The organism is Saccharopolyspora hordei (assembly GCF_013410345.1).
Taxonomy (GTDB): domain Bacteria; phylum Actinomycetota; class Actinomycetes; order Mycobacteriales; family Pseudonocardiaceae; genus Saccharopolyspora; species Saccharopolyspora hordei.
This window is the reverse complement of the sequence record NZ_JACCFJ010000001.1, coordinates 684,982-709,640: the sequence shown is the minus strand read 5'-3', so window position 1 is coordinate 709,640 and position 24,659 is coordinate 684,982. Positions and strand designations below refer to the sequence as shown.

At 70.8% G+C, this 24,659-nt stretch carries 21 protein-coding genes; 12 read left to right on the top strand and 9 right to left on the bottom strand.

Annotated features, from left to right (window positions below; genetic code table 11):
• The first annotated feature begins 78 nt into the window (after positions 1 to 78).
• The 3 genes from trxB to HNR68_RS03350 all read left to right on the top strand — a co-directional run bounded on the left by trxB (position 79) and on the right by HNR68_RS03350 (position 2,884).
• Positions 79 to 1,065, top strand: a complete 987-nt coding sequence (gene trxB / locus HNR68_RS03360; RefSeq protein ID WP_179717515.1) for a thioredoxin-disulfide reductase — start codon at positions 79 to 81, stop codon at positions 1,063 to 1,065.
• 24 nt (positions 1,066 to 1,089) lie between these two features.
• Entirely contained in the window at positions 1,090 to 1,416 is a 327-nt protein-coding gene (gene trxA, locus HNR68_RS03355; protein ID WP_179717513.1) for a thioredoxin, read from the top strand.
• Positions 1,417 to 1,735: 319 nt separating this feature from the next.
• Entirely contained in the window at positions 1,736 to 2,884 is a 1,149-nt protein-coding gene (locus HNR68_RS03350; RefSeq protein WP_179717511.1) for an N-acetylmuramoyl-L-alanine amidase, read from the top strand.
• A 71-nt stretch (positions 2,885 to 2,955) separates the two neighbouring features.
• Here HNR68_RS03350 and HNR68_RS03345 read toward each other — a convergent pair whose 3' ends face one another.
• Positions 2,956 to 3,582, bottom strand: a complete 627-nt coding sequence (locus tag HNR68_RS03345; RefSeq protein WP_179717509.1) for a GNAT family N-acetyltransferase — start codon at positions 3,580 to 3,582, stop codon at positions 2,956 to 2,958.
• A gap of 314 nt (positions 3,583 to 3,896) precedes the next feature.
• On the opposite strand from HNR68_RS03345, the gene HNR68_RS03340 reads away from it, so the two are divergent.
• Complete coding sequence (locus tag HNR68_RS03340) at positions 3,897 to 5,222, top strand: aminotransferase-like domain-containing protein (RefSeq protein ID WP_179717507.1); 1,326 nt, start codon at positions 3,897 to 3,899, stop codon at positions 5,220 to 5,222.
• Between the two features lie 86 nt (positions 5,223 to 5,308).
• On the top strand, positions 5,309 to 6,259 hold the full coding sequence (locus tag HNR68_RS03335; RefSeq protein ID WP_179717505.1) for a D-alanine--D-alanine ligase: 951 nt from the start codon (positions 5,309 to 5,311) through the stop codon (positions 6,257 to 6,259).
• A gap of 176 nt (positions 6,260 to 6,435) precedes the next feature.
• On the opposite strand, the gene HNR68_RS03330 is transcribed toward HNR68_RS03335, so the two are convergent.
• The 8 genes from HNR68_RS03330 to rpmH all read right to left on the bottom strand — a co-directional run bounded on the left by HNR68_RS03330 (position 6,436) and on the right by rpmH (position 11,932).
• Positions 6,436 to 7,431, bottom strand: coding sequence for a ParB/RepB/Spo0J family partition protein (locus HNR68_RS03330; protein WP_179717503.1), 996 nt, complete (start codon positions 7,429 to 7,431; stop codon positions 6,436 to 6,438).
• Positions 7,428 to 8,324 carry a ParA family protein gene (locus HNR68_RS03325; protein ID WP_246330377.1) on the bottom strand — a complete coding sequence of 299 codons (897 nt, stop codon included), beginning with the start codon at positions 8,322 to 8,324 and terminating at the stop codon, positions 7,428 to 7,430. Before HNR68_RS03325 ends, HNR68_RS03330 begins: the two co-directional genes overlap by 4 nt.
• Positions 8,325 to 8,425: 101 nt before the next feature.
• A complete protein-coding gene (gene rsmG, locus HNR68_RS03320; protein WP_179717501.1) occupies positions 8,426 to 9,118 on the bottom strand; it encodes a 16S rRNA (guanine(527)-N(7))-methyltransferase RsmG in 693 nt (230 codons plus the stop codon).
• 369 nt (positions 9,119 to 9,487) lie between these two features.
• Entirely contained in the window at positions 9,488 to 10,024 is a 537-nt protein-coding gene (locus HNR68_RS03315) for a R3H domain-containing nucleic acid-binding protein (protein WP_179717499.1), read from the bottom strand.
• 32 nt (positions 10,025 to 10,056) lie between these two features.
• Positions 10,057 to 11,001 carry a membrane protein insertase YidC gene (gene yidC / locus HNR68_RS03310; RefSeq protein ID WP_179717497.1) on the bottom strand — a complete coding sequence of 315 codons (945 nt, stop codon included), beginning with the start codon at positions 10,999 to 11,001 and terminating at the stop codon, positions 10,057 to 10,059.
• A 5-nt stretch (positions 11,002 to 11,006) separates the two neighbouring features.
• The gene (gene yidD, locus HNR68_RS03305; RefSeq protein ID WP_179717495.1) at positions 11,007 to 11,339 is read right to left on the bottom strand and encodes a membrane protein insertion efficiency factor YidD; all 333 of its coding nucleotides are present in this window, start codon (positions 11,337 to 11,339) and stop codon (positions 11,007 to 11,009) included.
• On the bottom strand, positions 11,339 to 11,776 hold the full coding sequence (gene rnpA, locus HNR68_RS03300) for a ribonuclease P protein component (protein WP_179717493.1): 438 nt from the start codon (positions 11,774 to 11,776) through the stop codon (positions 11,339 to 11,341). Before rnpA ends, yidD begins: the two co-directional genes overlap by 1 nt.
• A 12-nt stretch (positions 11,777 to 11,788) precedes the next feature.
• The gene (rpmH, locus tag HNR68_RS03295; protein ID WP_179717491.1) at positions 11,789 to 11,932 is read right to left on the bottom strand and encodes a 50S ribosomal protein L34; all 144 of its coding nucleotides are present in this window, start codon (positions 11,930 to 11,932) and stop codon (positions 11,789 to 11,791) included.
• Between the two features lie 633 nt (positions 11,933 to 12,565).
• Here rpmH and dnaA point away from each other — a divergent pair.
• From dnaA to gyrA, 7 genes are all read left to right on the top strand, one after another.
• On the top strand, positions 12,566 to 14,317 hold the full coding sequence (gene dnaA / locus HNR68_RS03290; RefSeq protein WP_179717489.1) for a chromosomal replication initiator protein DnaA: 1,752 nt from the start codon (positions 12,566 to 12,568) through the stop codon (positions 14,315 to 14,317).
• 1,266 nt (positions 14,318 to 15,583) lie between these two features.
• Positions 15,584 to 16,708: a DNA polymerase III subunit beta gene (gene dnaN / locus HNR68_RS03285; protein WP_179717487.1), complete on the top strand. Its 1,125-nt coding sequence runs from the start codon at positions 15,584 to 15,586 to the stop codon at positions 16,706 to 16,708.
• A gap of 171 nt (positions 16,709 to 16,879) precedes the next feature.
• A complete protein-coding gene (gene gnd / locus HNR68_RS03280; protein ID WP_179717485.1) occupies positions 16,880 to 17,773 on the top strand; it encodes a phosphogluconate dehydrogenase (NAD(+)-dependent, decarboxylating) in 894 nt (297 codons plus the stop codon).
• A 171-nt stretch (positions 17,774 to 17,944) separates the two neighbouring features.
• Positions 17,945 to 19,120 (top strand): DNA replication/repair protein RecF, encoded by a 1,176-nt coding sequence (gene recF / locus HNR68_RS03275; RefSeq protein WP_179717483.1) that lies wholly within the window; start codon positions 17,945 to 17,947, stop codon positions 19,118 to 19,120.
• An 82-nt stretch (positions 19,121 to 19,202) separates the two neighbouring features.
• Positions 19,203 to 19,760 carry a DciA family protein gene (locus HNR68_RS03270; protein ID WP_179717481.1) on the top strand — a complete coding sequence of 186 codons (558 nt, stop codon included), beginning with the start codon at positions 19,203 to 19,205 and terminating at the stop codon, positions 19,758 to 19,760.
• 362 nt (positions 19,761 to 20,122) lie between these two features.
• Positions 20,123 to 22,096 (top strand): DNA topoisomerase (ATP-hydrolyzing) subunit B, encoded by a 1,974-nt coding sequence (gene gyrB, locus HNR68_RS03260; RefSeq protein WP_179717479.1) that lies wholly within the window; start codon positions 20,123 to 20,125, stop codon positions 22,094 to 22,096.
• Positions 22,097 to 22,150: 54 nt separating this feature from the next.
• Complete coding sequence (gene gyrA / locus HNR68_RS03255; RefSeq protein ID WP_179717477.1) at positions 22,151 to 24,646, top strand: DNA gyrase subunit A; 2,496 nt, start codon at positions 22,151 to 22,153, stop codon at positions 24,644 to 24,646.
• The last annotated feature ends 13 nt before the right edge of the window (positions 24,647 to 24,659 follow it).

Sequence of the window (24,659 nt, the reverse complement as noted above, 5' to 3'; positions counted from 1 at the left end):
AGAGCCGAATAGGATCGCGTTGAGCCGGGTACGGTCGCGCGCCGAGCGCGGCGGGGACGCAACGACGGAAGGGGCGCGGTGACTGGCGACGTCCGCAACGTGATCATCGTGGGCTCCGGTCCGGCCGGGTACACCGCTGCGGTGTACGCCGCGCGGGCGGAGCTCGAACCACTGGTCTTCGAGGGGACCCAGTTCGGTGGTGCGTTGATGACCACCACCGACGTGGAGAACTACCCCGGTTTCAAGGACGGGATCATGGGTCCCGACCTGATGGAGCAGATGCGTTCCCAGGCCGAGCGCTTCGGCGCCGAGCTGCGCGCCGAGGACGTCGAGCGCCTCGACCTGACCGGTGAGGTGAAGACGGTCCTGGCCAACGGCGTGGAGTACCGCGCCAAGGCGGTCATCCTGGCCATGGGCGCGGCCGCGCGCTACCTGGGCGTGCCGGGCGAGGAGCGGCTGCTCGGCCACGGCGTGTCGGCCTGCGCGACCTGCGACGGCTTCTTCTTCCGCGACCAGGACATCGCCGTGGTCGGCGGCGGTGACTCGGCGATGGAGGAGGCCACCTTCCTGACCCGCTTCGCGCGGTCGGTGACGATCATCCACCGCCGCGACGAGTTCCGCGCCTCCAAGATCATGCTGGAGCGGGCCCGCGGCAACGACAAGATCAAGTGGCTGACCAACAAGACGGTCACCGAGGTGCTCGGTGAGGGCAGCGTCAGCGGGCTCACGCTGCGCGACACGGTCACCGGCGAGACCTCCGAGCTGGCGGTGACCGGCATGTTCGTCGCCATCGGGCACGACCCGCGCAGCGAGCTGGTGCGCGACCAGGTCACCGTCGACGACGAGGGCTACGTGCAGGTCCAGCAGCCCACCACGCACACCGGCGTCCCCGGTGTGTTCGCGGCCGGCGACCTGGTGGACCGCACCTACCGGCAGGCCATCACCGCCGCCGGCTCGGGCTGCGCCGCGGCCATCGACGCCGAGCGCTGGCTCGCCGAACACGACACGCCGGCCGCTGAGGTCGCCACCGAGCTCGTCGGCGGCGGCTACGGCGCGGCGAACTGAGCTGACAACCGAGAGGGAGATGACATGGCCGGCAACACCGTGACCGTCGACGCCAACAGCTTCAAGAGCGAGGTCCTGGAGAGCGACAAGCCCGTGCTGGTCGACTTCTGGGCCACCTGGTGCGGCCCGTGCAAGATGGTCGCCCCGGTCCTGGAGGAGATCGCCGCCGAGCACGGCGACAAGATCACCGTCGCCAAGCTCGACATCGACCAGAACCCCAGCATCTCGCGCGACTACCAGGTGATGTCCGTCCCGACGCTGCTGCTGTTCAAGGACGGGCAGCCGGTCAAGCAGATCGTCGGCGCCAAGCCGAAGGCGGCGCTGCTGTCCGACCTGGCCGACTACCTGTGAGCGCCTGACCACCCAGGGTGGATCTCGGTCTGTGAGATCGGACTCCATCCCGCGCAACCCAATAACGCGGTCCCGCCGTCCAGTCGACATGACAGTGACGGCGGGACCGTGTTTTTGCGCACCCGTGGAGATCGCGCAGGCACGGACCGTTGTCGCACGTCCCCGAGGTGGCCGTGGGCCGTAGCGCCGAGTCCGGGCGCGCAAGGCACAATTACCCGGACGGGCCTGTTCTGCACGGCCCCACGCGAACACCGGAATCGGGGCGCACCCGACCATCCTCCGCGCCGGTCCGCCGGCGCCTGAATCGAGCGAGGAGTGCATGCAGCTGCTCCACCGCGGTGACGTCGGTCCGGCCGTTGCCGAGATCAGGAACACCCTTGCAGCGCTGGGCTTGCTGGCCACGAACGGCCGAACGGATCCGGCGGTGTTCGACGACGCGGTGGAACAAGCGGTCCGGGTCTTCCAGCAACAACGCGGGTTGATCACCGACGGCGTGGTGGGCCCGGCGACCTACCGCGCGCTCACCGAGGCGCGCTGGCGGCTCGGCGACCGGTCGCTGGCCTACCTGGTGTCCAAGCCGATCAGCGGGGACGACGTGTTCGCCCTGCAGGAGCGGCTGCTGGAGCTGGGCTTCGACGCGGGCCGCCCGGACGGCATCTTCGGCCGCCAGACCGAGCAGGCGCTGCGCAACTTCCAGCGCGAGTACGGCCTCAACCCGGACGGCATCTGCGGGCCGGCCACGCTGCGGGCGCTCCGGCAGCTGGCGCCGAAGGTCCGCGGCGGGCGCCCGGTCTTCCTGCGCGAACAGGAGAAGGTGCGGCGCGCCGGGCCGCGGCTGCGCGGCAAGCGCATCGTCATCGACCCCGGCCACGGCGGTCCGGACCGCGGTGCCTGCATCGGCAACGTGTGCGAGGCCGACCTGACCTGGGACCTGGCCCGCCGGCTGGAGGGCCGGATGGTGGCCACCGGCATGGAAGCGCTCATCACCCGCGGGCCCAACTCCTGCCCGCCGGACGCCGACCGCGCCGCGTTCGCCAACGAGGCCGGGGCGGACATGTTCCTGTCGCTGCACATCGACGCCAACCGGTCTCCGCTGGCCGAGGGAGTGGCGAGCTTCCACTTCGGCACCGGCAACGGCACCACCTCGACCGTGGGGGAGGCGCTGGCGGGCTTCCTGCAGCGCGAGATCGTCGCGCGCACCGGGATGAAGGACTGCCACACCCAGGCCAAGACCTGGGACGTGCTGCGGCTGACCCGGATGCCCGCGGTGCGCATGGAGCTGGGCTACCTGACCAACGCCCGCGACCGCGCCCGCCTGCTGGACCCGGCGTTCCGCGACGTCATCGCCGAGGGCCTGCTGGTGGCGGTGAAGCGGCTGTACCTGCTGGGCAAGGACGACCAGCCCACCGGCACCTTCACCTTCGACGACCTCCTCCGCCACGAACTCGCCCGCGCCGAGGGCGCCTGACCCCGGGCGCCCGCGCCGGCGCTGCGCCCCGGGCGGAGTGCGGTGCCGGGACGGTCCGCGGAGGTCGAGCGTCACGCGCCGCCGACGGCGGGTTCGGTGGTCTTGATGGTGACCGAGCTGAGGAGGCGCTCCAGGGCCGCCTCGACGTCTTCCTTCCAGGAGATGGCGGTGCGCAGCTCCAGGCGCATCCGCGGCCACTGGGGGTGCTGCCGGACCGTCTTGAACCCCACCTGCTGCAGGAACCCGGCCGGGATCACGCAGCTCTCCGCCGTGCCCTCCAGGTCGCCGAACGCCTCGACCGCCTTCACCCCGCGGCGCGTCAGGTCCTTCGCGACGTTCTGCACCAGCACCCGCCCCAGCCCGCCGTGCTCGAACTCCGGCAGCACGCGCAGCGCCGTCAGCAGCACCGCGTCCGCGCTGACCGGCGCGGTGGGGAAGGCCGCCGCGCGCGGCACCGCAGCGGGCGGGGCGTACATCGCGTACCCCGCCGGGACGCCGTCGACGTAGATGATGCGGCCGCACGAGCCCCACTCCAGCAGCACGCTGGAGACCCAGGCTTCCTTCTCCAGTTCGGTCTCGCCGAACTCCTCGGCCTGCTCCCGGATGTGCGGCGCGAGCTCCCAGAACACGCACCGGCGGCACCGCTTGGGCAGGTGGTCGAGGTTGTCCAGCGTGACGCCGATGACGCGTCGCGACACCTGACCTCCTGGAAAAGCTGCACGAACCCGCACCACGGGCGGGGATGTGGCCAGGATAAGCGCCCGTGACCCGGCACAGGAAGCGCTGCGGACTCCCGTCCCCGCCCCGATGGGGTGAGATGGGTTACCGGCCGGTAAGCCCTGGACGCGGCCGCACCGCGCTGACCTGGGGATCTGCCGAGCCCCCGGTTGCGCGCGCGGGAGGCTCTCGTTACATCGAGGAGGGTCGCGAACGATACGGCGGATAGAATCGCCGAACTCGTCTTCGACCTGACCGGGGACGACCAGGGCGCACAACCGAACCGGAGCGCGATATGACGGATCACGGAAGTCAGCCGAACCCGCCGGAGAAGCCCGCACGCAACCTGGACGCGTACCGGGCGCACTACGCCGAGCGGACCGCAGGGATGACCGCTTCCGAGATCCGAGCTCTCTTCGCCGTCGCCAGCCGCCCCGAGGTGGTCTCGCTGGCCGGCGGCATGCCGAACCTGGCGGCGCTCCCGCTGGAGTCGCTGGCCGCCGAGGTGGCGCGGCTGGTGGCCGAGGACGGGCAGGTGGCGCTGCAGTACGGCTCCGCCCACGGCGTGCCGGAGCTCCGCGAGCAGATCTGCGAGGTCATGGCGCTGGAGGGCATCTCCGCGCACCCCGACGACGTCATGGTCACCGCGGGCTCCCAGATGGCCCTCGACATGGTCACCCGGATCTTCTGCGACCCCGGTGACGTCGTCCTCGCCGAAGGCCCGTCCTACGTCGGCGCGCTCGGCTCCTTCGCCGCCTACCAGGCCGAGGTGGTCCACGTGGCGATGGACGACGACGGCCTCGAGCCGACCGCGCTGCGCCAGGCCATCGCGGACGTGACCGCGCAGGGCAAGCGGATCAAGTTCCTCTACACCATCCCGAACTTCCACAACCCGGGCGGCATCACGCTGGCCGTGTCGCGGCGCGCGGAGATCCTGGAGATCTGCGCCCAGCACGGCATCCTCGTGGTGGAGGACAACCCGTACGGCCTGCTCGGCTTCGACGGCAAGGCGCTGCCGGCGCTGCGCAGCATGGACGCCGACAACGTGGTCTACCTCGGCTCGTTCTCCAAGGTCTTCGCCTCCGGCTTGCGGGTCGGCTGGGTCCTCGCCCCGCACGCGATCCGCGAGAAGCTGGTGCTCACCGCCGAGTCGGCCACCCTGTGCCCGCCCACGCTGAACCAGATGATCGTGTCGCGCTACCTGAGCACGCACGACTGGCGGGGCCAGATCAAGGTCTTCCAGGAGCAGTACCGGGAGCGCCGCGACGCGATGCTCAGCGCCCTGGAGCAGTACATGCCGCCGGGGTGCACGTGGACGCGGCCGGACGGCGGGTTCTTCGTCTGGCTGACCGTGCCGGAGGGCGTGGACACCAAGGCGATGCTGCCCCGGGCGGTGACCCAGCGGGTCGCCTACGTCTCCGGGACGGGCTTCTACCACGGTGGCTTCGGCAGCCGGCAGATGCGGTTGTCCTACTGCTACCCGACGCCGGAGCGGATCCGGGAGGGCGTGCGCCGGCTGGCCAACACGCTGACCGAGGAGATGGAGCTGGTCCGCACCTTCGGCACCGTGCCGCAGCGCAGCGTGCCGGGGCCGCAGGCTCCGTCGCCCGACACCGCGTAAGGTTCTTCGAGTCCTGCCGCAGAGGTCCACTGTGCACGGTGCTCGCCGTTGCACAGTGGACTCGTACTTTCCAGGGGTGTTGTGGAGTGTCTGATCGCTGGGTCGCCGTGCTCGCAGGTGGGCTTTCGCACGAGCGCGAGGTGTCGCTGCGCTCCGGGCGCCGGCTGTCGGCGGCGCTGCGCTCGGTCGGCATGACCGTGGCGGAGTGGGACGCCGACGCGCGGCTGCTGACCCGCATCGAGCAGGAGCGCCCCGACGCGGTCGTGGTCGCGCTGCACGGCGGCGAGGGCGAGAACGGCGCGGTGCAGGCCGTGCTGGAGATGCTCGGCGTCCCGTTCGTCGGCACCGGCCCGCACGCGTGCCGCCGGGCGTGGGACAAGCCGACCGCGAAGGCGGAGCTGGCCCGCGCCGGGCTGGCCACCCCGGACTGGGTGGCGCTGCCGCACGCGACCTTCCGCGAGCTGGGCGCCCAGGCGGTGCTCGACGCGCTGGTGGCCAAGCTCGGGTTGCCGCTGATGCTCAAGCCGGACCAGGGTGGCTCAGCCCTGGGGGCGCGCGTGGTGCGCGACGCCGCGGAGCTGCCCTCGGCGATGGTGGGCGCGCTGTCGTACGGCGACACCGTGCTCGTGGAGCAGTTCGTCGAGGGGACCGAGGTGGCGATCACCGTCATCGACGGCCCGGACGGACCCGAGGCGCTGCCCGCGGTCCAGATCGAGCCGGCCGACGGCGTCTACGACTACACCGCCCGCTACACCGCCGGGCTCACCAGCTACCGCACGCCCGCCGAGATCCCGGCGGAGGCGGCGGCCGCGGCGGGGGAGCTGGCGATCGCGGCGCACCGCCTGCTCGGCTTGCGCGACGTGTCGAGGACCGACGCGATCGTCGACCGGCACGGGACGCCGCACTTCCTGGAGGTGAACGTCTCGCCCGGGCTGACCGAGACCTCGCTGCTGCCGATGGCGGTCGAGGCCGCGGACCGGTCGCTGGGGGAGGTCTTCGCCGGGCTCGTCGAGCGGGCGATCTCCCGCGCGCGGTGATGTTCCACGTGGAACCAGGGCCGGTCTCCCGCACGGGAGGCCGGCTCTCCTGTTTCACGTGAAACAGGGGCCCGGCTCGGCGCGCCAGACCCCTGCGGTCGTGAGTGCGGAAGCCGCCTGGAGCCGGTCTTCGCGCTCACGACCGGCCATCGTCACCGTGACGAAAGGCCCTGATGTCATTCCTCGCGGATCCCGTGGGCCTTCTCGCCCAAGATCAACTCTGCGATGCGCTCGAGGTCGTCCACCGACCCGTACTCCACGACGATCTTGCCCTTCCGGCGACCGCGGTCGACCTTGACCCGGGTGTCCAGGTGGTCGGACAGCCGCTCGGCGAGCCGGTCGAAGCCGGGGGCCTGGATCGGCTTCTTCGCCTCCGTCTTCTTCTTCGGCGCCTCCCGCTTGGCGAGGGTCACCTGCTCCTCGGTCGCCCGCACGGAGAGGCCCTCGGCGACGATCCGCTTCGCCAGCTCCTCCTGCTTGTCCACGTCGTCCAGGCTCAGCAGGGCGCGGGCGTGGCCGGCCGAGAGCACCCCGGCGGCCACCCGCCGCTGCACCTCGAGCGGCAGCTTGAGCAGCCGGATGGTGTTGGTGATGACCGGGCGGCTGCGCCCGATGCGGTCCGCCAGCTGGTCGTGCGTCACGCCGAACTCGTCCAGCAGCTGCTGGTAGGCCGCCGCCTCCTCCAACGGGTTGAGCTGGACGCGGTGGATGTTCTCCAGCAGGGCGTCGCGCAGCATCGCGTCGTCCGACGTCGTGCGGACGATCGCCGGGATGAACTCCAGCCCGGCCTGCTGCGAGGCCCGCCACCGGCGCTCGCCCATGATGAGCTCGAACCGGTCGCGCTCCAGCTCGCGCACCACGATCGGCTGCATGAGGCCGAACTCGCGGATGGAGTGCGTCAGCTCGTTCAGCGCCTCTTCGTCGAAGACCTGCCGCGGCTGCTTCGGGTTCGGCGTGATCGCGGAGATCGCGATCTCGCGGTAGACCGCCCCGGCGACCTCGCCGCCGCTGGTTTCACGTGAAACCTCGGGAGTGGGCGGCTCCGGCCGCTCGAAGGCCGGACGACCGCGCACGGCGGTGCCGCGCAGCGCCGCACCGTCCGCACCGGCCGGGGGACCGCTGGGGATCAACGCGGCGATGCCGCGTCCCAAACCGCCCTTGCGTTCGCTCATGCCGTCGTCCTCTCGACACCCCGTTCAGCGATCTCCCGCGCCGCGTCCAGGTAGCTCATCGAACCGCGCGAGCCCGGGTCGTAGGTCAGCACCGTCTGGCCGAAGCCCGGCGCCTCCGAGATCTTCACGCTGCGGGGGATCACGGTCCGCAGCGCCAGGTCGCCGAAGTGACCGCGCACCTCGGCGGTCACCTGGTCGGCCAGCTTGGTGCGCCCGTCGTACATGGTGAGCAGGATGGTCGACACCCACAGCGACGGGTTCAGGTGCGACTGCACCAGCTCGATGTTGCGGAGCAGCTGGCCGAGCCCCTCGAGCGCGTAGTACTCGCACTGGATCGGGATCAGGACCTCGTGCGCGGCCACCAACGCGTTCACCGTGAGCAGGCCGAGCGACGGCGGGCAGTCGATGAAGACGTAGTCCGGGTTGATCTGGTTGACCGCCTCGGAGTTCAGCGCCTCCTTCAGCCGCCCCTCCCGGGCCACCATGGTGACGAGCTCGATCTCCGAGCCCGCCAGGTCGATGGTGGCCGGCACGCACCAGAGGTTGTTCGACTGGGTGCTCTGCGCCGCCGCGTCCGCGATGCTGATCTCGCCGAGCAGCACCTCGTACACCGACGGGGTGCCGGAACGGTGCTCGACGCCGAGCGCGGTGCTCGCGTTGCCCTGCGGGTCGAGGTCGATCACGAGCACGTTGAGCCCGTGCAGCGCGAGCCCGGCGGCGAGGTTCACCGTGCTCGTCGTCTTGCCGACGCCGCCCTTCTGGTTCGCCACGGTGATGATGCGCCGACGGGTGGGGCGGGGCAGCTCCAGCGTCTCCGGGTGCAGCACCCGCGTCGCCCGCTGGGCCTCTTCCATGATCGGAGTCCAGCCGATGTCGTCCTTCCCGAAGCTCATCGCGGGATCACCGCTCGTCGGCCCGGAGGGGAAGCGCATGCCACCGACTGCTTGGCCCCTCGTTTCACGTGAAACACGACCCGCTCCGTTTGACTCCGGATTCACCGTCCACGATCCTTTCTCGTTCGACGTGCACCGTCACGACGCCGACCGGACGCACTTCGGGTCGCCGCGACCCGTTCCACCACGACGACGGTCGTCGGCACGTCGAGCGCACCGACGCCGCACGACACCACTTCGCCACGACCGCCACCGGCCGCAGCGATCGCGGCCGCATCCCGCTCCAGTTCCTCCGCCGCGCTCTCGCCCTTCATGGCGAGCAGCCGACCGCCCTGGCGCAGCAAGGGGAGGCACCACTTCGCGAGCCGTTCCATGGGAGCGACGGCGCGCGCGGTCACGACGTCCTGATCGGCCAGTCGTTCGCGCACCGGACCCTCCTCGGCACGTCCGCGCACCACCTCGACGGTGAGCTCCAGCTCGGCGATGACTTCCTGCAACCACGCCACCCGTCGGGCCATCGGCTCCAACAGGGTCAGGGTGAGGTCCGGGCGGGCGATCGCCAACGGGATGCCCGGCAACCCCGCCCCAGAGCCTACGTCCACCACCCGGCTCTGCGGTGGGAGCAACTCCGCAATCACCGCAGAGTTCAGCAGATGTCGTTCCCAGAGACGGTCCAGTTCGCGCGGACCGATGAGTCCGCGGCGGATCCCGTGCTCTGCGAGCAGGTCGTGGAACCGCACAGCCAGGTCCAACCGGTCACCGAACACGACCCGCGCCGCGGCAGGCTCGGTCACAGCATTTCACCCCGATGTTTCACGTGGAACCAAGGAATCTCTGACCAAGCCTGCCGGACAACGCTCCGCAACCACCACGAACCCCTTCCGGCGCGTTCGAGGGGGTCTCTCCGGCTGTTCGGGCGACCCCGCCAGACGGCCCCGAACCGGTCGGTGGGGAAGTGGGGCCCAGACGCGGCTGCACAGCCGCATCCAGTCACATGGACGACTAACGTCACGGTGACGAAATCGAGTGCTCGCCGTGGTTCCACGTGAAACGAGCCGAGCGCGCTCCAGGCACGACGAAGCCCCCGTCCCGTGGTGGGGCGGGGGCTTCGGACTCGGCGCGTCGCGGACCGCTCGAGGAGCCTGCCGAGCGGTCGCGGCCGGTCAGCTCGTGAGGAAGACGACGACCTTGCGGTTGGGCTCCTCGCCCTCGCTCTCGCTGTGCACGCCGTCGACCTTGGCGACCGCGTCGTGGATGATCTTCCGCTCGAACGGGGTCATCGGGCGCAGGCGCGCCTCCTTGCCGGTCTTGAGGACCTCCTCGGCGGTGGCGTGGCCGAGCTCGGTGAGCTCCCGGCGGCGGCCCGCGCGCCAGCCGGCCACGTCCAGCATCAGCCGGCTGCGCACACCGGTCTCCTGCTGCACCGCGAGGCGGGTGAGCTCCTGCAGCGCCTCCAGCACCTGGCCGCGGTTGCCGACGAGCTTCTCCAGGTCGTCGCCGCCGTCGATGCTCACCACCGCGCGACCGGCCTCCACGTCGAGGTCGATGTCCCCGTCGTAGTCCAGCAGGTCGAGCAGCCGCTCCAAGTAGTCACCCGCGATGTCGCCCTCCTGCACCAGCAGGGACTCGGTGCTCGAGGACGTCTCGGCAGCGTCGGTTTCGGGCGTCGCCGGGCTCGACTCCTGCACGGTTTCGGACACTGGGTGTCTCCTCTCCAGGGCTCGCGCCGCACTCACCGGGACTCGCCCGGCTTGTCCGTGTCGCGAGAACGGTCATCGATCACCCCGGGGATCTCACCGGGTTGGTCCTGCTGGGTGGTGTCGGCGTCCGTCGCCGGGGCCTGCGCGGGGCCGTTGTCGACGACGGTGGACTCGACGACCGCGGGCGCGCTGGCTCGCGCAGCCTCCTCACGGTCGATCTTGCGGTACACCACGCGCTGCTGGCCCAGCGTCCAGATGTTGTTGGCCAGCCAGTAGACGAGGATCGCCAGCGGCAGGAACGGGCCACCGATGATGGCGAACATCGGGAACACCCACAGCACCATCCGGTTCATCACGGCCGCCTGCGGCTGGCTCGCCGCGTCCGCCGTCTGCCGCTGCACGGAGTGGCGCGCGGTGAAGTGCGTGGCGATCGCGGCGAGGATCATCAGCGGCACGCCCACCAGCATCATGTCGGCGCGGTCGGTGCCGAAGGCCGCGAGCACCTCGGGGGACTGGCTGATCGTGTTGGACAGCTTGGCGCCGAAGAAGTCCGCGGCGACGAAGGACTCCACGTCGTGCGCGTCGAAGACGAAGTTCGACGGCGCCCCCGGCTTGAACCCGTTGAGCACGTGGAACAGGCCGATGAACACCGGCACCTGCACCAGGACCGGCAGGCAGCCGCTGAGCGGGTTGAAGCCCTGCTCGGCCTGGAGCTTCTGCATCTCCATCGCGAGCTTCTGCCGGTCGTCGCCGTACTTGGCCTGCAGGTCGCGGATGACCGGCGCGAACTCCTGCATCTTCTTCATCGACCGCACCTGGTGCACGAACGGCTTGAACAGCAGCGCGCGCAGGGTGAAGACGAGGAAGACGACCGACAGCGCCCAGGCGTAGCCGCTGGCCGGGTCGAGCACGAATCCGAACACCTCGTGCCAGAACCACAGGATGGCCGACACCGGGTAGTAGATGAAGTCCAGCACGCGGGCTACTCCTCGGCAGGTTTCTCGGGTGCTCGGGCAGGGGTGCGCGCCGCAGCGCGGGCACGGGGTGGCGGCACCGGGTCGATCCCCCCAGGGTGCCAGGGGCCGCACCGCAGCAGCCTGCGCAGGGTGAGCCAGCCGCCGCGGACCAGGCCGTGCGTGGTCAGCGCCTCCACCGCGTACGCGCTGCAACTCGGGTGGAAGCGGCACATCGGGGGGAGCAGCGGCGAGACCACCTTGCGGTAGGCGTGCACCGGACCGAGCAGCACCCAGGCGAACGGGCTCGGGCGCCGAGCGGGCGCGCGGAGCCGTTCACCGTGCTGCTGGTCCTCAGCCATCACCTGGAACCCGTCGCCGGACCGTTCGGGGGCAGGACGCGGAGCTTGCGGAACGCCGCGTCCAAGTCCGCGCCGAGTTCGCGGCTGGACGCGTCAGCCGCCGCGGGGAGGGCCCGGACCACCACCAGTGTGCCAGCGGGCAGCGCAGGCAGGCGGTCGCGCACGAGGTGGCGCAGCCGGCGTGTCACCCGGTGCCGGACCACCGCGGTGCCGACGGCCTTGCTCACGACAAAACCCACCCGGGTCGATCCAGTCGGTTCCCGGGTGGGTGCCGTATTCGCCACGTCTTCCGGTACGGCCTCGTCGCGGTGCCGGCCGGCTGCCTGGTCCGGTCGCAGCACGTGGACCACCAGGCGCGAACGGCCGGACCGGCGGCCACGACGGACCACCAAGCTGAACTCCTGGCTCTTGGTCAGCCGGGCTGCCGCGGGAAGCACGGCCGGACGCGATCAGGCAGTCAGGCGCGCGCGGCCCCGGCGACGGCGCGAGGCCACGATGGCCCGGCCGGCGCGAGTGCGCATGCGCAGCCGGAAGCCGTGCTTCCTGGCACGACGGCGGTTGTTCGGCTGGAAGGTGCGCTTGCCCTTGCTCACGGTCGGATCTCCCGGTTACTACAGGCACCGATGGCCACGGTGAACCACGGTTCGGTCACGGTGTCCCTGTTCCTTCCCGAGCCGCGGCCGCCGACCCGTGCGAAGATCGGCGGTACCGAGCGGCGCACGAACGCCGGACTCTCGGCGCAGCGACATGCCCGCTCAGGAAAGCGGGGGACTGTACGAGGGTACGCAGTGGCCTCCGAGCACGCACGACCGGGGGTGGGGACGAGCTCGCCTCACCCACTCGGGGGGCGCCGAAGGCGTGGTCCGCCCGGGGACAGGCTGCCACATCCCGATCTTGGTGACATCGCCGGGACGAGCTTGTCGCCGCCGTGTCGACCTTGTTAGCGTGCCCCTCTGCGATGCGCGGCCCGTGGGTGGGAGCACTGGCCGTGAGGGCGTGTTGACCTCGATCGCAGCGGTACGACGGCCCCAGGGGGGAACACCGCGGCGGCCTGCCGTACCTTCATACACAAGTTGTGGACAACTCTGTGGAGATCTTCCCGGACAGGTGATCCCCCGGAGTTCGGCCCCACCGTCCCGTGACACCGCCGCGCTCGAGCACTGTGGGAGCCAGGCTTCCGGGACCGCGGTCGGGGGCTGCGCGAGCGAGGGGAGGGGAGCAAGGCGGTGTCCGACCACCAGGCCGATCTCGTACGAGTTTGGGGAGAGGTGGTGCAGGAGCTGTCCTCCGGCACGCTCTCGCCCCAGCAACGCGCCTGGATGCGCGTCACCCGGCCGATCGGTTTGCTGGACGGGACCGCACTGCTCGCCGCGCCGAGCGACTTCGCCAAGGAAGCGATCGAGCGCGCGCTGCGCGACCCCATCACCGACGCCCTGTCCCGCCGCCTCGGCCGGGACGTGTCGCTGGCGGTGAAGGTGGACACCGCGGTCCCCGCACCGACCCGCCCGGTCGCCGCTCCGGCTCCCGCCGACCAGTGGACCCCGCGCGCCTCCACCGGCGACCAGCCCGCGCCACCGCCGTACTACACCGGGCCCGGCCTGGGCCGGGAGGCCTACGGCGCCGCGGAGAGCTACCGCTCGCCGGAGGACTTCGGCAACACCGCGCACACCGGGTCGATCCCCGCCGTGGAGGGGCGGCACGCCGCGCCCGAGGCCAAGCCCGAGCTCGACTTCCCGACCACCGAGTTCCGGTGGCCCGGCGGCGAGGTCCCGCAGCCGCTGGAGGCTGACGGCGGTGACGCCGAGGAGCCCGAGGCGGAGACCGAGGACGGCGGCGACGCGGAGGAGAGCGGCGGCGAGGGCTGGCCGGCCTTCGGCCGCACCGGGCCGACCGAGCCGCAGCAGGGCCAGCCGTTCACCGCGCCGAAGAACCCCTCGCCGACCTCGCAGACCAGGCTGAACGCGAAGTACACCTTCGACACGTTCGTCATCGGCTCCTCGAACCGGTTCGCGCACGCGGCTGCCGTGGCCGCGGCCGAGGCGCCCGCCCGGGCGTACAACCCGCTGTTCATCTGGGGCGAGTCCGGGCTCGGCAAGACCCACCTGCTGCACGCGGTCGGGCACTACACGCAGCGGCTGTTCCCCGGCATGCGGGTGCGCTACGTCTCCACCGAGGAGTTCACCAACGACTTCATCAACTCGCTGCGCGACGACCGCCAGGTGGCGTTCCAGCGCCGGTACCGCGACGTCGACGTGCTGCTGGTGGACGACATCCAGTTCCTGGAGGGCAAGGAAGGGACCCAGGAGGAGTTCTTCCACACCTTCAACACGCTGCACAACTCGAACAAGCAGATCGTGGTGTCCTCCGACCGGCCGCCGAAGGGCCTGCGCACCCTGGAGGACCGGCTGCGCACCCGGTTCGAGTGGGGCCTGATCACCGACATCCAGCCGCCGGAGCTGGAGACCCGCATCGCCATCCTGCGGAAGAAGGCCGCGCAGGACCGGATGAACGCGCCGGCCGACGTGCTGGAGTTCATCGCCTCCCGCATCGAGCGCAACATCCGCGAGCTGGAGGGCGCGCTGATCCGGGTCACCGCGTTCGCGTCGCTGAACCGGCAGCCGGTGGACCTGCAGCTCGCGGAGATCGTGCTGCGCGACCTCATCCCCGACTCGCAGACCCCGGAGATCACCCCGCCGACGATCATGGCGGTGACCGCGGACTACTTCGGCGTGACCATCGACGACCTGTGCGGCCCGGGCAAGACCAAGGCGCTGGCCCAGGCCCGGCAGATCGCGATGTACCTGTGCCGGGAGCTCACCGACTCCTCGCTGCCCAAGATCGGCCAGTACTTCGGCGGCCGCGACCACACCACGGTGATGTACGCGGACAAGAAGATCCGCAAGGAGATGGCCGAGCGGCGCCGCATCTACGAGCACGTGCAGGAGCTCACGGCCCGGATCAAGCAGCAGTCCCGCTGATCCCCCCACCGCTCACCCCGGCCCGGCGGCACTCACGGCTGGGCGCACACCGCTGCCTCGAGCGCGCCTGGTGGGCCTGCTGACACCGAGACATCCCCGGACCGCCGTCGGCGGCCTCGCGCGCCGCGGCCGGTGCGCGGCTCCCGCGGCTGACGGCCGGACCTTTCTGCTGACCCCACTGCGCGCTGGTCACCCGGTCTGGCAGAAAGCTCTCGACGCGCGCCCGCAGGGGCTCGGGCCGTCCGACGGCACCGAGGGGCCGTGTGGAGCCCCGCGAGCCGACGGCCGGCCGGAGGGCTCCCACCGCCGGGCGCGCGCACCTTTCTGCCGACCCCCTCCGCTCTCGCGCACCCCCTCCAGCAGAAAGGTCCCGTCCGCGGCGGGGCCGGGACGTCGCCCGCACGGGCGGTTCGGGGCGCCGGTCCCGGCCCCGATCACCACGTTCCGGCGCCGCACGACCGCGATCCGTGCACGCGGAGCGCCCCGGGACGCCGGTCCGCGCCGGGACCGGAGGTGGTCTTCGCCTCACCCAGGCGGCCGCGGGCGGCGGCAGCCGGGGAGCTGTCCACAGTCCCGCCATCCCCAAGGCCGACCAGGGGTTTTCCCCAGCCCATCCACAAGCTGTGCACAAGCCGGCCCACCTTGCCCACAACCCGAACGGCGGTTGACCACAGACCTCTCACAGATCCGTTCACAACCCGACCGGTGGATCTGCCCGGAACCACAGGGGATGGGTACAACTCGGGGATCGAACTGGGGATGGATCTGTGGACAACTGGGGATCGTTGTGGATCGACGGGAGAGGGGTCGGAGTTGTCCACCACCCGGTCGTCGCAGTCCCCGGTCACATCCCGTGGTCATCCACATCGCGCCACGCCGCACGACCAGCGCGAACGCCGTCCATCCCCACAACTCACAGCCCTTACTACTACTGCGGTCTTCATTTCTTGGAAGAGAAAAGGAGAAGAGGAGTAGGGGGCGGTGGAGAAGTGGACAACTCCGCTCGGCGGGCCGGAGCCCACCCACCGACTAGCTCGGACCCGGATGCGGAGATCTCCACGCACGCTCTACGGTGGAACTCCCGCGGAGGCAGCCCCGACGAACTGCGCGCCGCAGTCCCGGTGATCGGACGGTCGGTGCTCGGGGCGTCCGTGCGGGGACCGCTCCACCCCGTGCGGGGCCGGAGCACCACGACCCGGAAAGGGCTCACGAGCTCGGAACGCAGTTCTCGGCAGCCGACTCACGGCTGAACCCGAAAGGACACCCATGAAGATCCGCGTGGAACGTGACGGTCTCGCCGACGCCGTCGCTTGGGTCGCGCGCAGCCTGCCGTCGCGGCCACCGGTTCCGGTGCTGGGCGGGGTGCTGCTCGATGCGAGTTCCGGAGAGGCGCTGACCATCTCCGGCTTCGACTACGAGGTCTCCGCACAGGTCACCATCGACGCCTCGATCGACGCCAGCGGCAAGACGCTCGTCTCCGGGCGGCTGCTGGCCGACATCACCAAGGCCCTGCCCGCCCGGCCGGTGGAGCTCACCGTCGACGGTTCGCGCGTCAGCATCACCTGCGGCAGCTCCAAGTTCAGCCTGCCGACCATGCCGGTGGAGGACTACCCCGAACTGCCCGCGATGCCCGAGCACGTCGGCTCGGTGCCCACCGACCTCTTCAGCGAGGCGGTCGGCCAGGTCGCGGTCGCGGCGGGCAAGGACGACACGCTGCCGATGCTCACCGGCATCCGGATGGAGATCAACGCCGACACGCTGACCATGGTCGCCACCGACCGGTTCCGGCTGGCGATGCGCGAGATCACCTGGGAGCCGGGCACCACGATCGCCGACACCGCGGTGCTGGTCCCGGCCAAGACGCTCGCCGACTCCGCGAAGACCCTCGGGGCCGGCGCGAGCAAGGTGGAGATCTCGCTGGCCTCCGGCGACGGCCTGCTCGGCCTGTCCGGCACGGCGCGCCGCAACACGACCCGGCTGCTGGACGCGGAGTTCCCGAAGTACCGGCAGCTGCTGCCCTCGGAGAGCGCGGTGACGGCCAACGTCGAGGTCGGCCCGCTGGTCGAGGCGATCAAGCGCGTGTCGCTGGTGGCCGAGCGCGGCACCCAGGTGCGCCTGGAGTTCTCCGACCGCGTGCTGCGGCTGACCGCCGGTGGTGACGACGAGGGCAGCGCCGAGGAGGAGCTCGCGGTGGACCTCACCGGCGAGCCGCTGACCATCGCGTTCAACCCGAGCTACCTGCTCGACGGCCTCACCGCGATGAAGAGCGACCGCGCCCAGATGCAGTTCACCACCGCGAACCGCCCGGCCCTCATCAAGCCGGTCGACGAGGAGGGCAACGTGGCCGACGGCTACCTCTACCTGCTGATGCCGGTCCGGCTCCCGGGCTGACACCAGCACCAGCGCGACGCTCCGACGGCGGGGGCTGGGTCACATCCGGCGCTGGTCCGGCCGGGGGCCTCCGCCGTCGGGGTTAGGGTCGGGTCGGATCGATTCAGCTGGTGCGGTCCCACCTCGCGCGCCGACCAACCCAGTGGAAACACAGCTCGCAGAGGAGATGCGGTGCAACTCGGACTTGTCGGCCTCGGCCGAATGGGTTTCAACATGCGTGAGCGGCTGCGTGCCGCTGGTCACGACGTCGTCGGGTACGACCGCAACCCGGACGTCAGTGACGTCGCCTCGATCGCGGAGCTGGTGGAGAAGCTGGTCGGCCCGCGCATCGTGTGGATCATGGTCCCGCACGGCGACCCGACCCGGCAGACCGTCCAGGAGCTGGCCGGGCTGCTGTCCGCCGGCGACCTGGTGATCGAGGGCGGCAACTCGAAGTACACCGACGACCAGGCCAACGCCGCGCTGCTCGCCGAGAAGGGCATCAAGTACGTCGACGTCGGCGTCTCCGGCGGGGTGTGGGGCGCGAAGAACGGCTACGGCCTGATGGCCGGCGGTGACGCCGAGGACGTCGAGCGCGCCATGCCGATCTTCGACGCGCTGCGCCCGGAGGGCCCGCGCGAGGAGGGCTTCGCGCACGCCGGTCCGGTCGGGGCCGGGCACTACGCCAAGATGGTGCACAACGGCATCGAGTACGGCCTGATGCAGGCCTACGCCGAGGGCTTCGAGCTGCTGTCCGCCTCGGACGTGGTCACCAACGTGCCCGAGACGATCAAGGCGTGGAGCCGGGGCACCGTGGTCCGCTCCTGGCTGCTGGACCTGCTGGTCCGGGCGCTGGAGGAGGACCCGGAGCTGACCGAGCTGCGGGGCTACGTCAACGACTCCGGCGAGGGCCGCTGGACCGTGGAGGAGTCGATCAACAACGCGGTGCCGACGCCGGTGATCACCGCGTCGCTGTTCGCCCGCTTCGCCTCCCGCCAGGAGGACTCGCCGGCCATGAAGGCGGTGGCCGCCCTGCGCAACCAGTTCGGCGGGCACGCCGTCCGCAAGAACGGCTCCGACGGCTGACCGAGGTGCACCGCGGGAACGCGAGTCCCGTCGTGCTCCGCAGCTGCCGTCCGGTGTCGACACGTCGGCAAGGCGATGTGTCGACAAGTCGCCAGGGCTCCACGGCGACGTGTCCGCCACCACCGGCCACCCGCACCGCTGCCCGAACCCAGCGCACTAAGTTGGATCGTCGTGTACGTCCGTCATTTGCAGGTGACCGACTTCCGGTCCTGGCCGCACGCCGACCTCGCGCTGGAGCCGGGCGCCACCGTGCTGGTCGGGTCCAACGGGCAGGGCAAGACCAACCTGGTCGAGGCGATCGGCTACGTCGCGACCCTCGGTTCGCACCGCGTGGCCACGGACGCGCCGCTGGTCCGGGACGGTGCGTCGCGTGCCGTGGTGCGGGCCGCGGTGGTCAACAACGGGCGTGAGCTGCTGGTCGAGCTGGAGATCACGCCGGGCAAGGCCAACCGGGCCCGGGTCAACCGCGGTGCGCTGGGCAGGCCCCGGGACGTGCTGGGCATCCTGCGCACCGTGCTGTTCGCGCCGGAGGACCTGGCGATCGTCCGCGGCGACCCGGGGGAACGCCGCCGCTTCCTCGACGACCTGCTGGTCGCCCGCGCACCCCGGTACGCGGGCGTGCGCTCGGACTACGAGCGGGTGCTCAAGCAGCGCAGCGCCCTGCTGAAGTCCGCAGGCGCCGCGCGGCGCGGCGGGGGCAAGGCGGACCTGCGGACGCTGGAGGTCTGGGACGGGCACCTGGCGCGCTTCGGCGCGGAGCTGCTGGCCGGGCGGCTCGACCTCGTCGCCGCGCTCGCACCCCACGTGACCAGGTCCTACGCCGAGGTCGCCGCCACCGAGGAGGCCACCGCGCCGTCGGGGCGGGTCGCCGACCTGCGCTACCGCAGCAGCCTCGGCGCCGCCCTGCCGGAGGGCCTCGGCGAGCCGACGGGCCGGGCCGCCGACGTCGAGGAGCTGGAGGCGGCGCTGCTCGCCGAGCTGGAGCGGGTCCGGCCGCAGGAGATCGAGCGCGGGGTGTCGCTGGTCGGCCCGCACCGCGACGACCTGGAACTGCTGCTCGGCGACCTGCCCGCCAAGGGCTACGCCAGCCACGGCGAATCGTGGTCGTTCGTGCTGGCGTTGCGGCTGGCTTCCTACCACCTGCTCACCGAGGATGGCGCGGAGCCGGTGCTGGTCCTGGACGACGTCTTCGCCGAGCTGGACCGGCGCCGGCGGGCCCGGCTGGCCGAACTGGTCGCCGGGGCGGAGCAGGTGCTGGTGACCGCGGCGGTGGCCGAGGACGTGCCGCCCGAGCTCACCGGTGCGCGATTCGACGTCCGCGAAGGCGAGGTGCGACGTGTCCAGTGACCGCACGCGGCCGACATCTTCACCCAGAGTGACCGACGGGGCCGCTCAGCCCGCGGATCTACCCACACCTGGGGATAACTCTGTGGATGGTGTGGACAACTCGACGCGATCGAGTGCCGCACCGGTCGGGGGTGACGGGGCCGCACTGAGCGGCCCGGACCTGGCCCGCGCCGCCCTGCAGGCCGCCCGCGAGCAGTCCGCCGCGCGGCGCGGGAACGCCGGGAAGAAGACCGGCGGGTTCCGGCCGCGGCGACGTCGTGGCTGGTCAGGGCCTGGTCCCGACGACCGGGACCCGCAGCCGCTGGGCCGGCTGGCGGCCCGCATCGCCCGCGAGCGGGGCTGGACCGAGCACCTCGCCGGCGGCCAGGTGTTCGCCAAGTGGCCCGCGCTGGTGGGCGCCGACGTCGCCGAGCACACCAAGCCGGTGGCCCTCAAGGACGGCGAGCTCACCGTCCAGGCCCGGTCCACCGCCTGGGCCACCCAGCTGCGCCTGCTCCAGCGGCAGATCCTCAAGCGGATCGGCGACGGCGTGGGGCGCGACGTGGTCCGTAGGATCAAGGTGCAGGGGCCGGCCGCGCCCAGCTGGCGGCACGGCCCGCGGCACGTCTCCGGGCGCGGCCCGCGCGACACCTACGGTTAGCGCCGCTGACCAGGCCCCGGCGAGGAGGTCGCCGGACGAGCGGCCGACGGCCGCCGAGGTCTCCCGAGGCCGTCTCGCGGCTCTCGGATGGTGGCCCGATCCGAGTTCTCCGCTCTGTGAGCAAGTCAGGGGTGTCCTTGCCCCACTTCTGTCCGGGGAGACCAGTAGAATCGGAACGGGTGTGGCCGAGGCGCGCGCCAGACAGCGCATCGGCGTGGTGCGCGGCACCGGCCGGGCAGCCGGTCGCAGCGCCAGCAGGAGGAGTCGCCCCGAAGTGGTCAGCGGTGCGGAACGGGGCGCGTTCGAACCGGCATCACCGATCACCCTGACAGCACAGTCGGCTCAAGGAGATTTCGAGGCCCGTGGCACCGAAGAAGAGCGAATACAACGCTTCGTCCATCACCGTTCTTGAGGGCCTTGAGGCCGTCCGCAAGCGTCCGGGCATGTACATCGGTTCGACCGGTGAACGCGGTCTGCACCACCTCGTGTGGGAAGTCGTGGACAACTCGGTCGACGAGGCGATGGCCGGGTACGCGACGACGGTCGAGGTGACCCTGCTCGCGGACGGCGGCGTGCGCGTGGTCGACGACGGCCGCGGCATCCCCGTGGACATGCACCCGGTGGAGAAGAAGCCGACCCTCGAGGTCGTGCTCACCGTGCTGCACGCGGGCGGCAAGTTCGACAGCGGTGCCTACGCGGTCTCCGGTGGTCTGCACGGTGTCGGCGTCTCGGTGGTCAACGCGCTGTCCACGGCGCTGGAGGCCGAGATCCACACCGGCGGGTACGTGTGGCGCCAGCGCTACGAGGACTCCAAGCCGGTCGCCCCGGTCGAGCGCGGGGAGAAGACCGACAAGACCGGCACCAGCATCACCTTCTGGGCGGACCCGAAGGTCTTCGAGACCACCCGGTACAACGCCGAGACGGTCGCGCGCCGCCTGCAGGAGATGGCGTTCCTGAACAAGGGCCTGACCATCATCCTGCGCGACGAGCGGGTCGCGGAGGAGGACGAGGCCGGCGAGGACGCCAGCGGCGCCACCGCCCGCGTCAAGGAGCGCACCTTCCACTACCCGGGCGGTCTGGAGGACTTCGTCCGGCACATCAACGCCACCAAGGAGCCCATCCACAAGAAGGTGGTGTCCTTCAGCGCCTCCGGCGAGGGGCACGAGCTGGAGATCGCGATGCAGTGGAACTCCGGCTACAACCAGTCGGTCTACACCTTCGCGAACACCATCAACACGCACGAGGGCGGCACCCACGAGGAGGGCTTCCGCTCCGCGCTGACCCGCGTGGTCAACGCCTACGCGCGGGACAAGAGGCTCATCAAGGACAAGGACGGCAACCTCACCGGTGACGACGTCCGCGAGGGCCTGGCCGCGATCGTGTCGGTGAAGGTCCGCGAGCCGCAGTTCGAGGGCCAGACCAAGACCAAGCTGGGCAACACCGAGGTCAAGTCGTTCGTGCAGACCACCGCCTTCGAGTGGCTGACGGACTGGTTCGAGCGCAACCCGGCCGAGGCCAAGGTGATCGTCAACAAGGCGGTCTCCTCGGCGCAGGCGCGGGTGGCCGCGCGCAAGGCCAAGGAGCTGGTGCGGCGCAAGAGCGCGATGGACATCGGCGGCCTGCCGGGCAAGCTGAAGGACTGCCAGTCCAACAACCCGGACGAGTGCGAGCTCTACATCGTCGAGGGTGACTCCGCGGGCGGCTCCGCCAAGGAGGGCCGCGAGTCGCGGTTCCAGGCGATCCTGCCGCTGCGCGGCAAGATCATCAACGTGGAGAAGGCGCGGATCGACAAGGTCCTCAAGAACAACGAGGTCCAGGCGATCATCACCGCGCTGGGCACCGGCATCCACGACGAGTTCGACCTGTCCAAGCTGCGGTACCACAAGATCGTGCTCATGGCCGACGCCGACGTCGACGGCCAGCACATCCGGACCCTGCTGCTCACCCTGCTGTTCCGGTTCATGCGCCCGCTGATCGAGAACGGCCACGTGTTCCTCGCGCAGCCGCCGCTGTACAAGATCAAGTGGCCGCGTTCCGAGCCGGAGTACGCCTACAGCGACCGCGAGCGCGACGCGCTGCTGGAAGCGGGTGCCGCCGCAGGCAAGAAGCTGCCGAAGGACGACGGCATCCAGCGCTACAAGGGTCTCGGCGAGATGAACGCCGACGAGCTGTGGGAAACCACGATGAACCCGGAGACCCGCCTGCTGCTCCAGGTGTCGCTGGACGACGCGGCGACCGCGGACGAGCTGTTCAGCGTGCTCATGGGCGAGGACGTCGAGGCGCGGCGCTCGTTCATCACCCGCAACGCCAAGGACGCCGGCTTCCTCGACGTGTGACGCCGACGCGCGCGGGCCACCACTCAACTCTGACGGAATGAGCAAGGGACGAGCATGACGGACATCCTGCCGCCGGAACACGGCCGGGTCGAACCGGTCGAACTCCAGCAGGAGATGCAGAACTCCTACATCAACTACGCGATGAGCGTCATCGTCGCGCGCGCCCTGCCGGACGTGCGCGACGGGCTCAAGCCGGTGCACCGGCGCGTGCTGTACGCGATGTACGACTCGGGCTTCCGCCCGGACCGCGGGTACGTGAAGTGCTCGCGCGTGGTCGGCGACGTGATGGGGAACTACCACCCCCACGGTGACTCGGCGATCTACGACACGCTCGTCCGGCTGGCCCAGCCGTGGTCGATGCGCCACCCGCTGATCGACGGGCAGGGCAACTTCGGTTCGCCCGGCAACGACCCGGCCGCGGCCATGCGGTACACCGAGTCGCGGCTGGCCCCGTTGGCGATGCACATGCTCGCCGACATCGAAGAGGACACCGTCGACTTCTCCGACAACTACGACGGGCGCACCCAGGAACCCGACGTGCTCCCGTCGCGGTTCCCGAACCTGCTGGTCAACGGCGGTGGCGGGATCGCGGTCGGGATGGCCACCAACATCCCGCCGCACAACCTGCGCGAGGTCGCCGACGGCGTCGTCTGGGCGCTGGAGCACCCCGAGGCCGACGACGACCAGCTGCTCGACGCGCTGATGGAGCGGATCAAGGGCCCGGACTTCCCGACCCACGGCCTGATCCTCGGCGGCAGCGGGATCGCCGACGCCTACCGGACCGGCCGCGGCTCCATCAAGATGCGGGCCGTCGTCGACGTCGAGGAGGACAGCAAGGGGCGCACCACGCTGGTCGTCACCGAGCTGCCGTACCAGGTCAACCCGGACAACCTCATCGAGACCATCGCCTCGATGCACCGGGAAGGCAAGATCACCGGCATCTCGGACATCGCCGACGAGTCCAACAGCCGGCGGGGGATGCGGATCGTCATCACGCTCAAGCGCGACGCGATCCCCAAGGTGGTGCTGAACAACCTCTACAAGCACACCCAGCTGCAGACCACCTTCGGCGTCAACATGCTGGCGCTGGTCGACGGCGTGCCGCGCACGCTGCGGCTGGACCAGGTCGTCCGGTACTACATCAAGCACCAGGTCGACGTCATCGTCCGGCGCACCCGGTTCCGGCTGAGGAAGGCCGAGGAGCGGGCCCACGTCCTGCGCGGTCTGGTCAAGGCGCTGGACATGCTGGACGAGGTCATCGCCCTGATCCGGCGCTCGCCCACGGTGGACGACGCGCGCACCGGCCTGATCGAGCTGCTCGACGTCGACGACATCCAGGCCAACGCCATCCTCGAGATGCAGCTGCGCCGCCTGGCCGCCCTGGAGCGGCAGAAGATCGTCGACCAGCTGGCCGAGATCGAGCGCGAGATCGAGGACCTCAAGGACATCCTCGACAAGCCGGAGCGGCAGCGGCGGATCATCCGCGACGAGCTGATGGAGATCGTCGACAAGTACGGCGACGACCGGCGCACCAAGATCGTCCCGTACGACGGCGAGGTGTCCATGGAGGACCTCATCGCCGTCGAGGACGTGGTCGTCACCATCACCCGCACCGGTTACGCGAAGCGGACCCGCACCGACCTGTACCGGGCGCAGAAGCGCGGCGGCAAGGGCGTCCAGGGCGCGCAGCTGAAGCAGGACGACATCGTGTCGCACTTCTTCGTCTGCTCGACCCACGACTGGATCCTGTTCTTCACCAACAAGGGTCGGGTCTACCGCGCGAAGGCCTACGAGCTGCCGGAGGCCAACCGCACCGCGCGCGGCCAGCACGTGGCGAACCTGCTGGCGTTCCAGCCGGACGAGCACATCGCCCAGGTCATGCAGATCAAGGACTACACCGCGGCCCCGTACCTGGTGCTGGCCACCAAGAAGGGCCTGGTGAAGAAGTCCCGGCTGACCGACTTCGACTCCAACCGATCGGGTGGTCTCATCGGCGTCAACCTGAAGGAGGACGACGAGCTGGTCGGTGCGGTGCTCTGCTCCGCCGACGACGACCTGCTGCTGGTCTCGGCCGAGGGTCAGTCGATCCGGTTCCACGCCACCGACGAGGCGCTGCGGCCGATGGGCCGCGCCACCTCGGGTGTGCTGGGCATGCGGTTCAACGACGGCGACGAGCTGCTGGCCATGGGCGTGGTGCGCCCGAACCGGTTCGTCCTGGTGGCCACCGACGGCGGTTACGCCAAGCGCACCCCGATCGACGACTACCCCGTGCAGGGGCGTGGCGGGAAGGGTGTGCTGACTCTCCAGCACGACAGCAAGCGTGGCAGGCTTGTGGGGGCGCTCATCGTCGACATCGACGACGAGCTCTACGCGATCACCTCGACCGGTGGTGTCATCCGGACGACCGCCAAGGAGGTGCGCAAGGCCGGCAGGCAGACGAAGGGGGTTCGTCTGATGAACCTCGACGAGGGGACCACGCTGGTGGCCATCGCGCGCAACGCCGACGAGGCCGCTGACCCGGACGCTGCGGGGCCGGAGCAGTCGAAGTAACACTGTGGGAGAC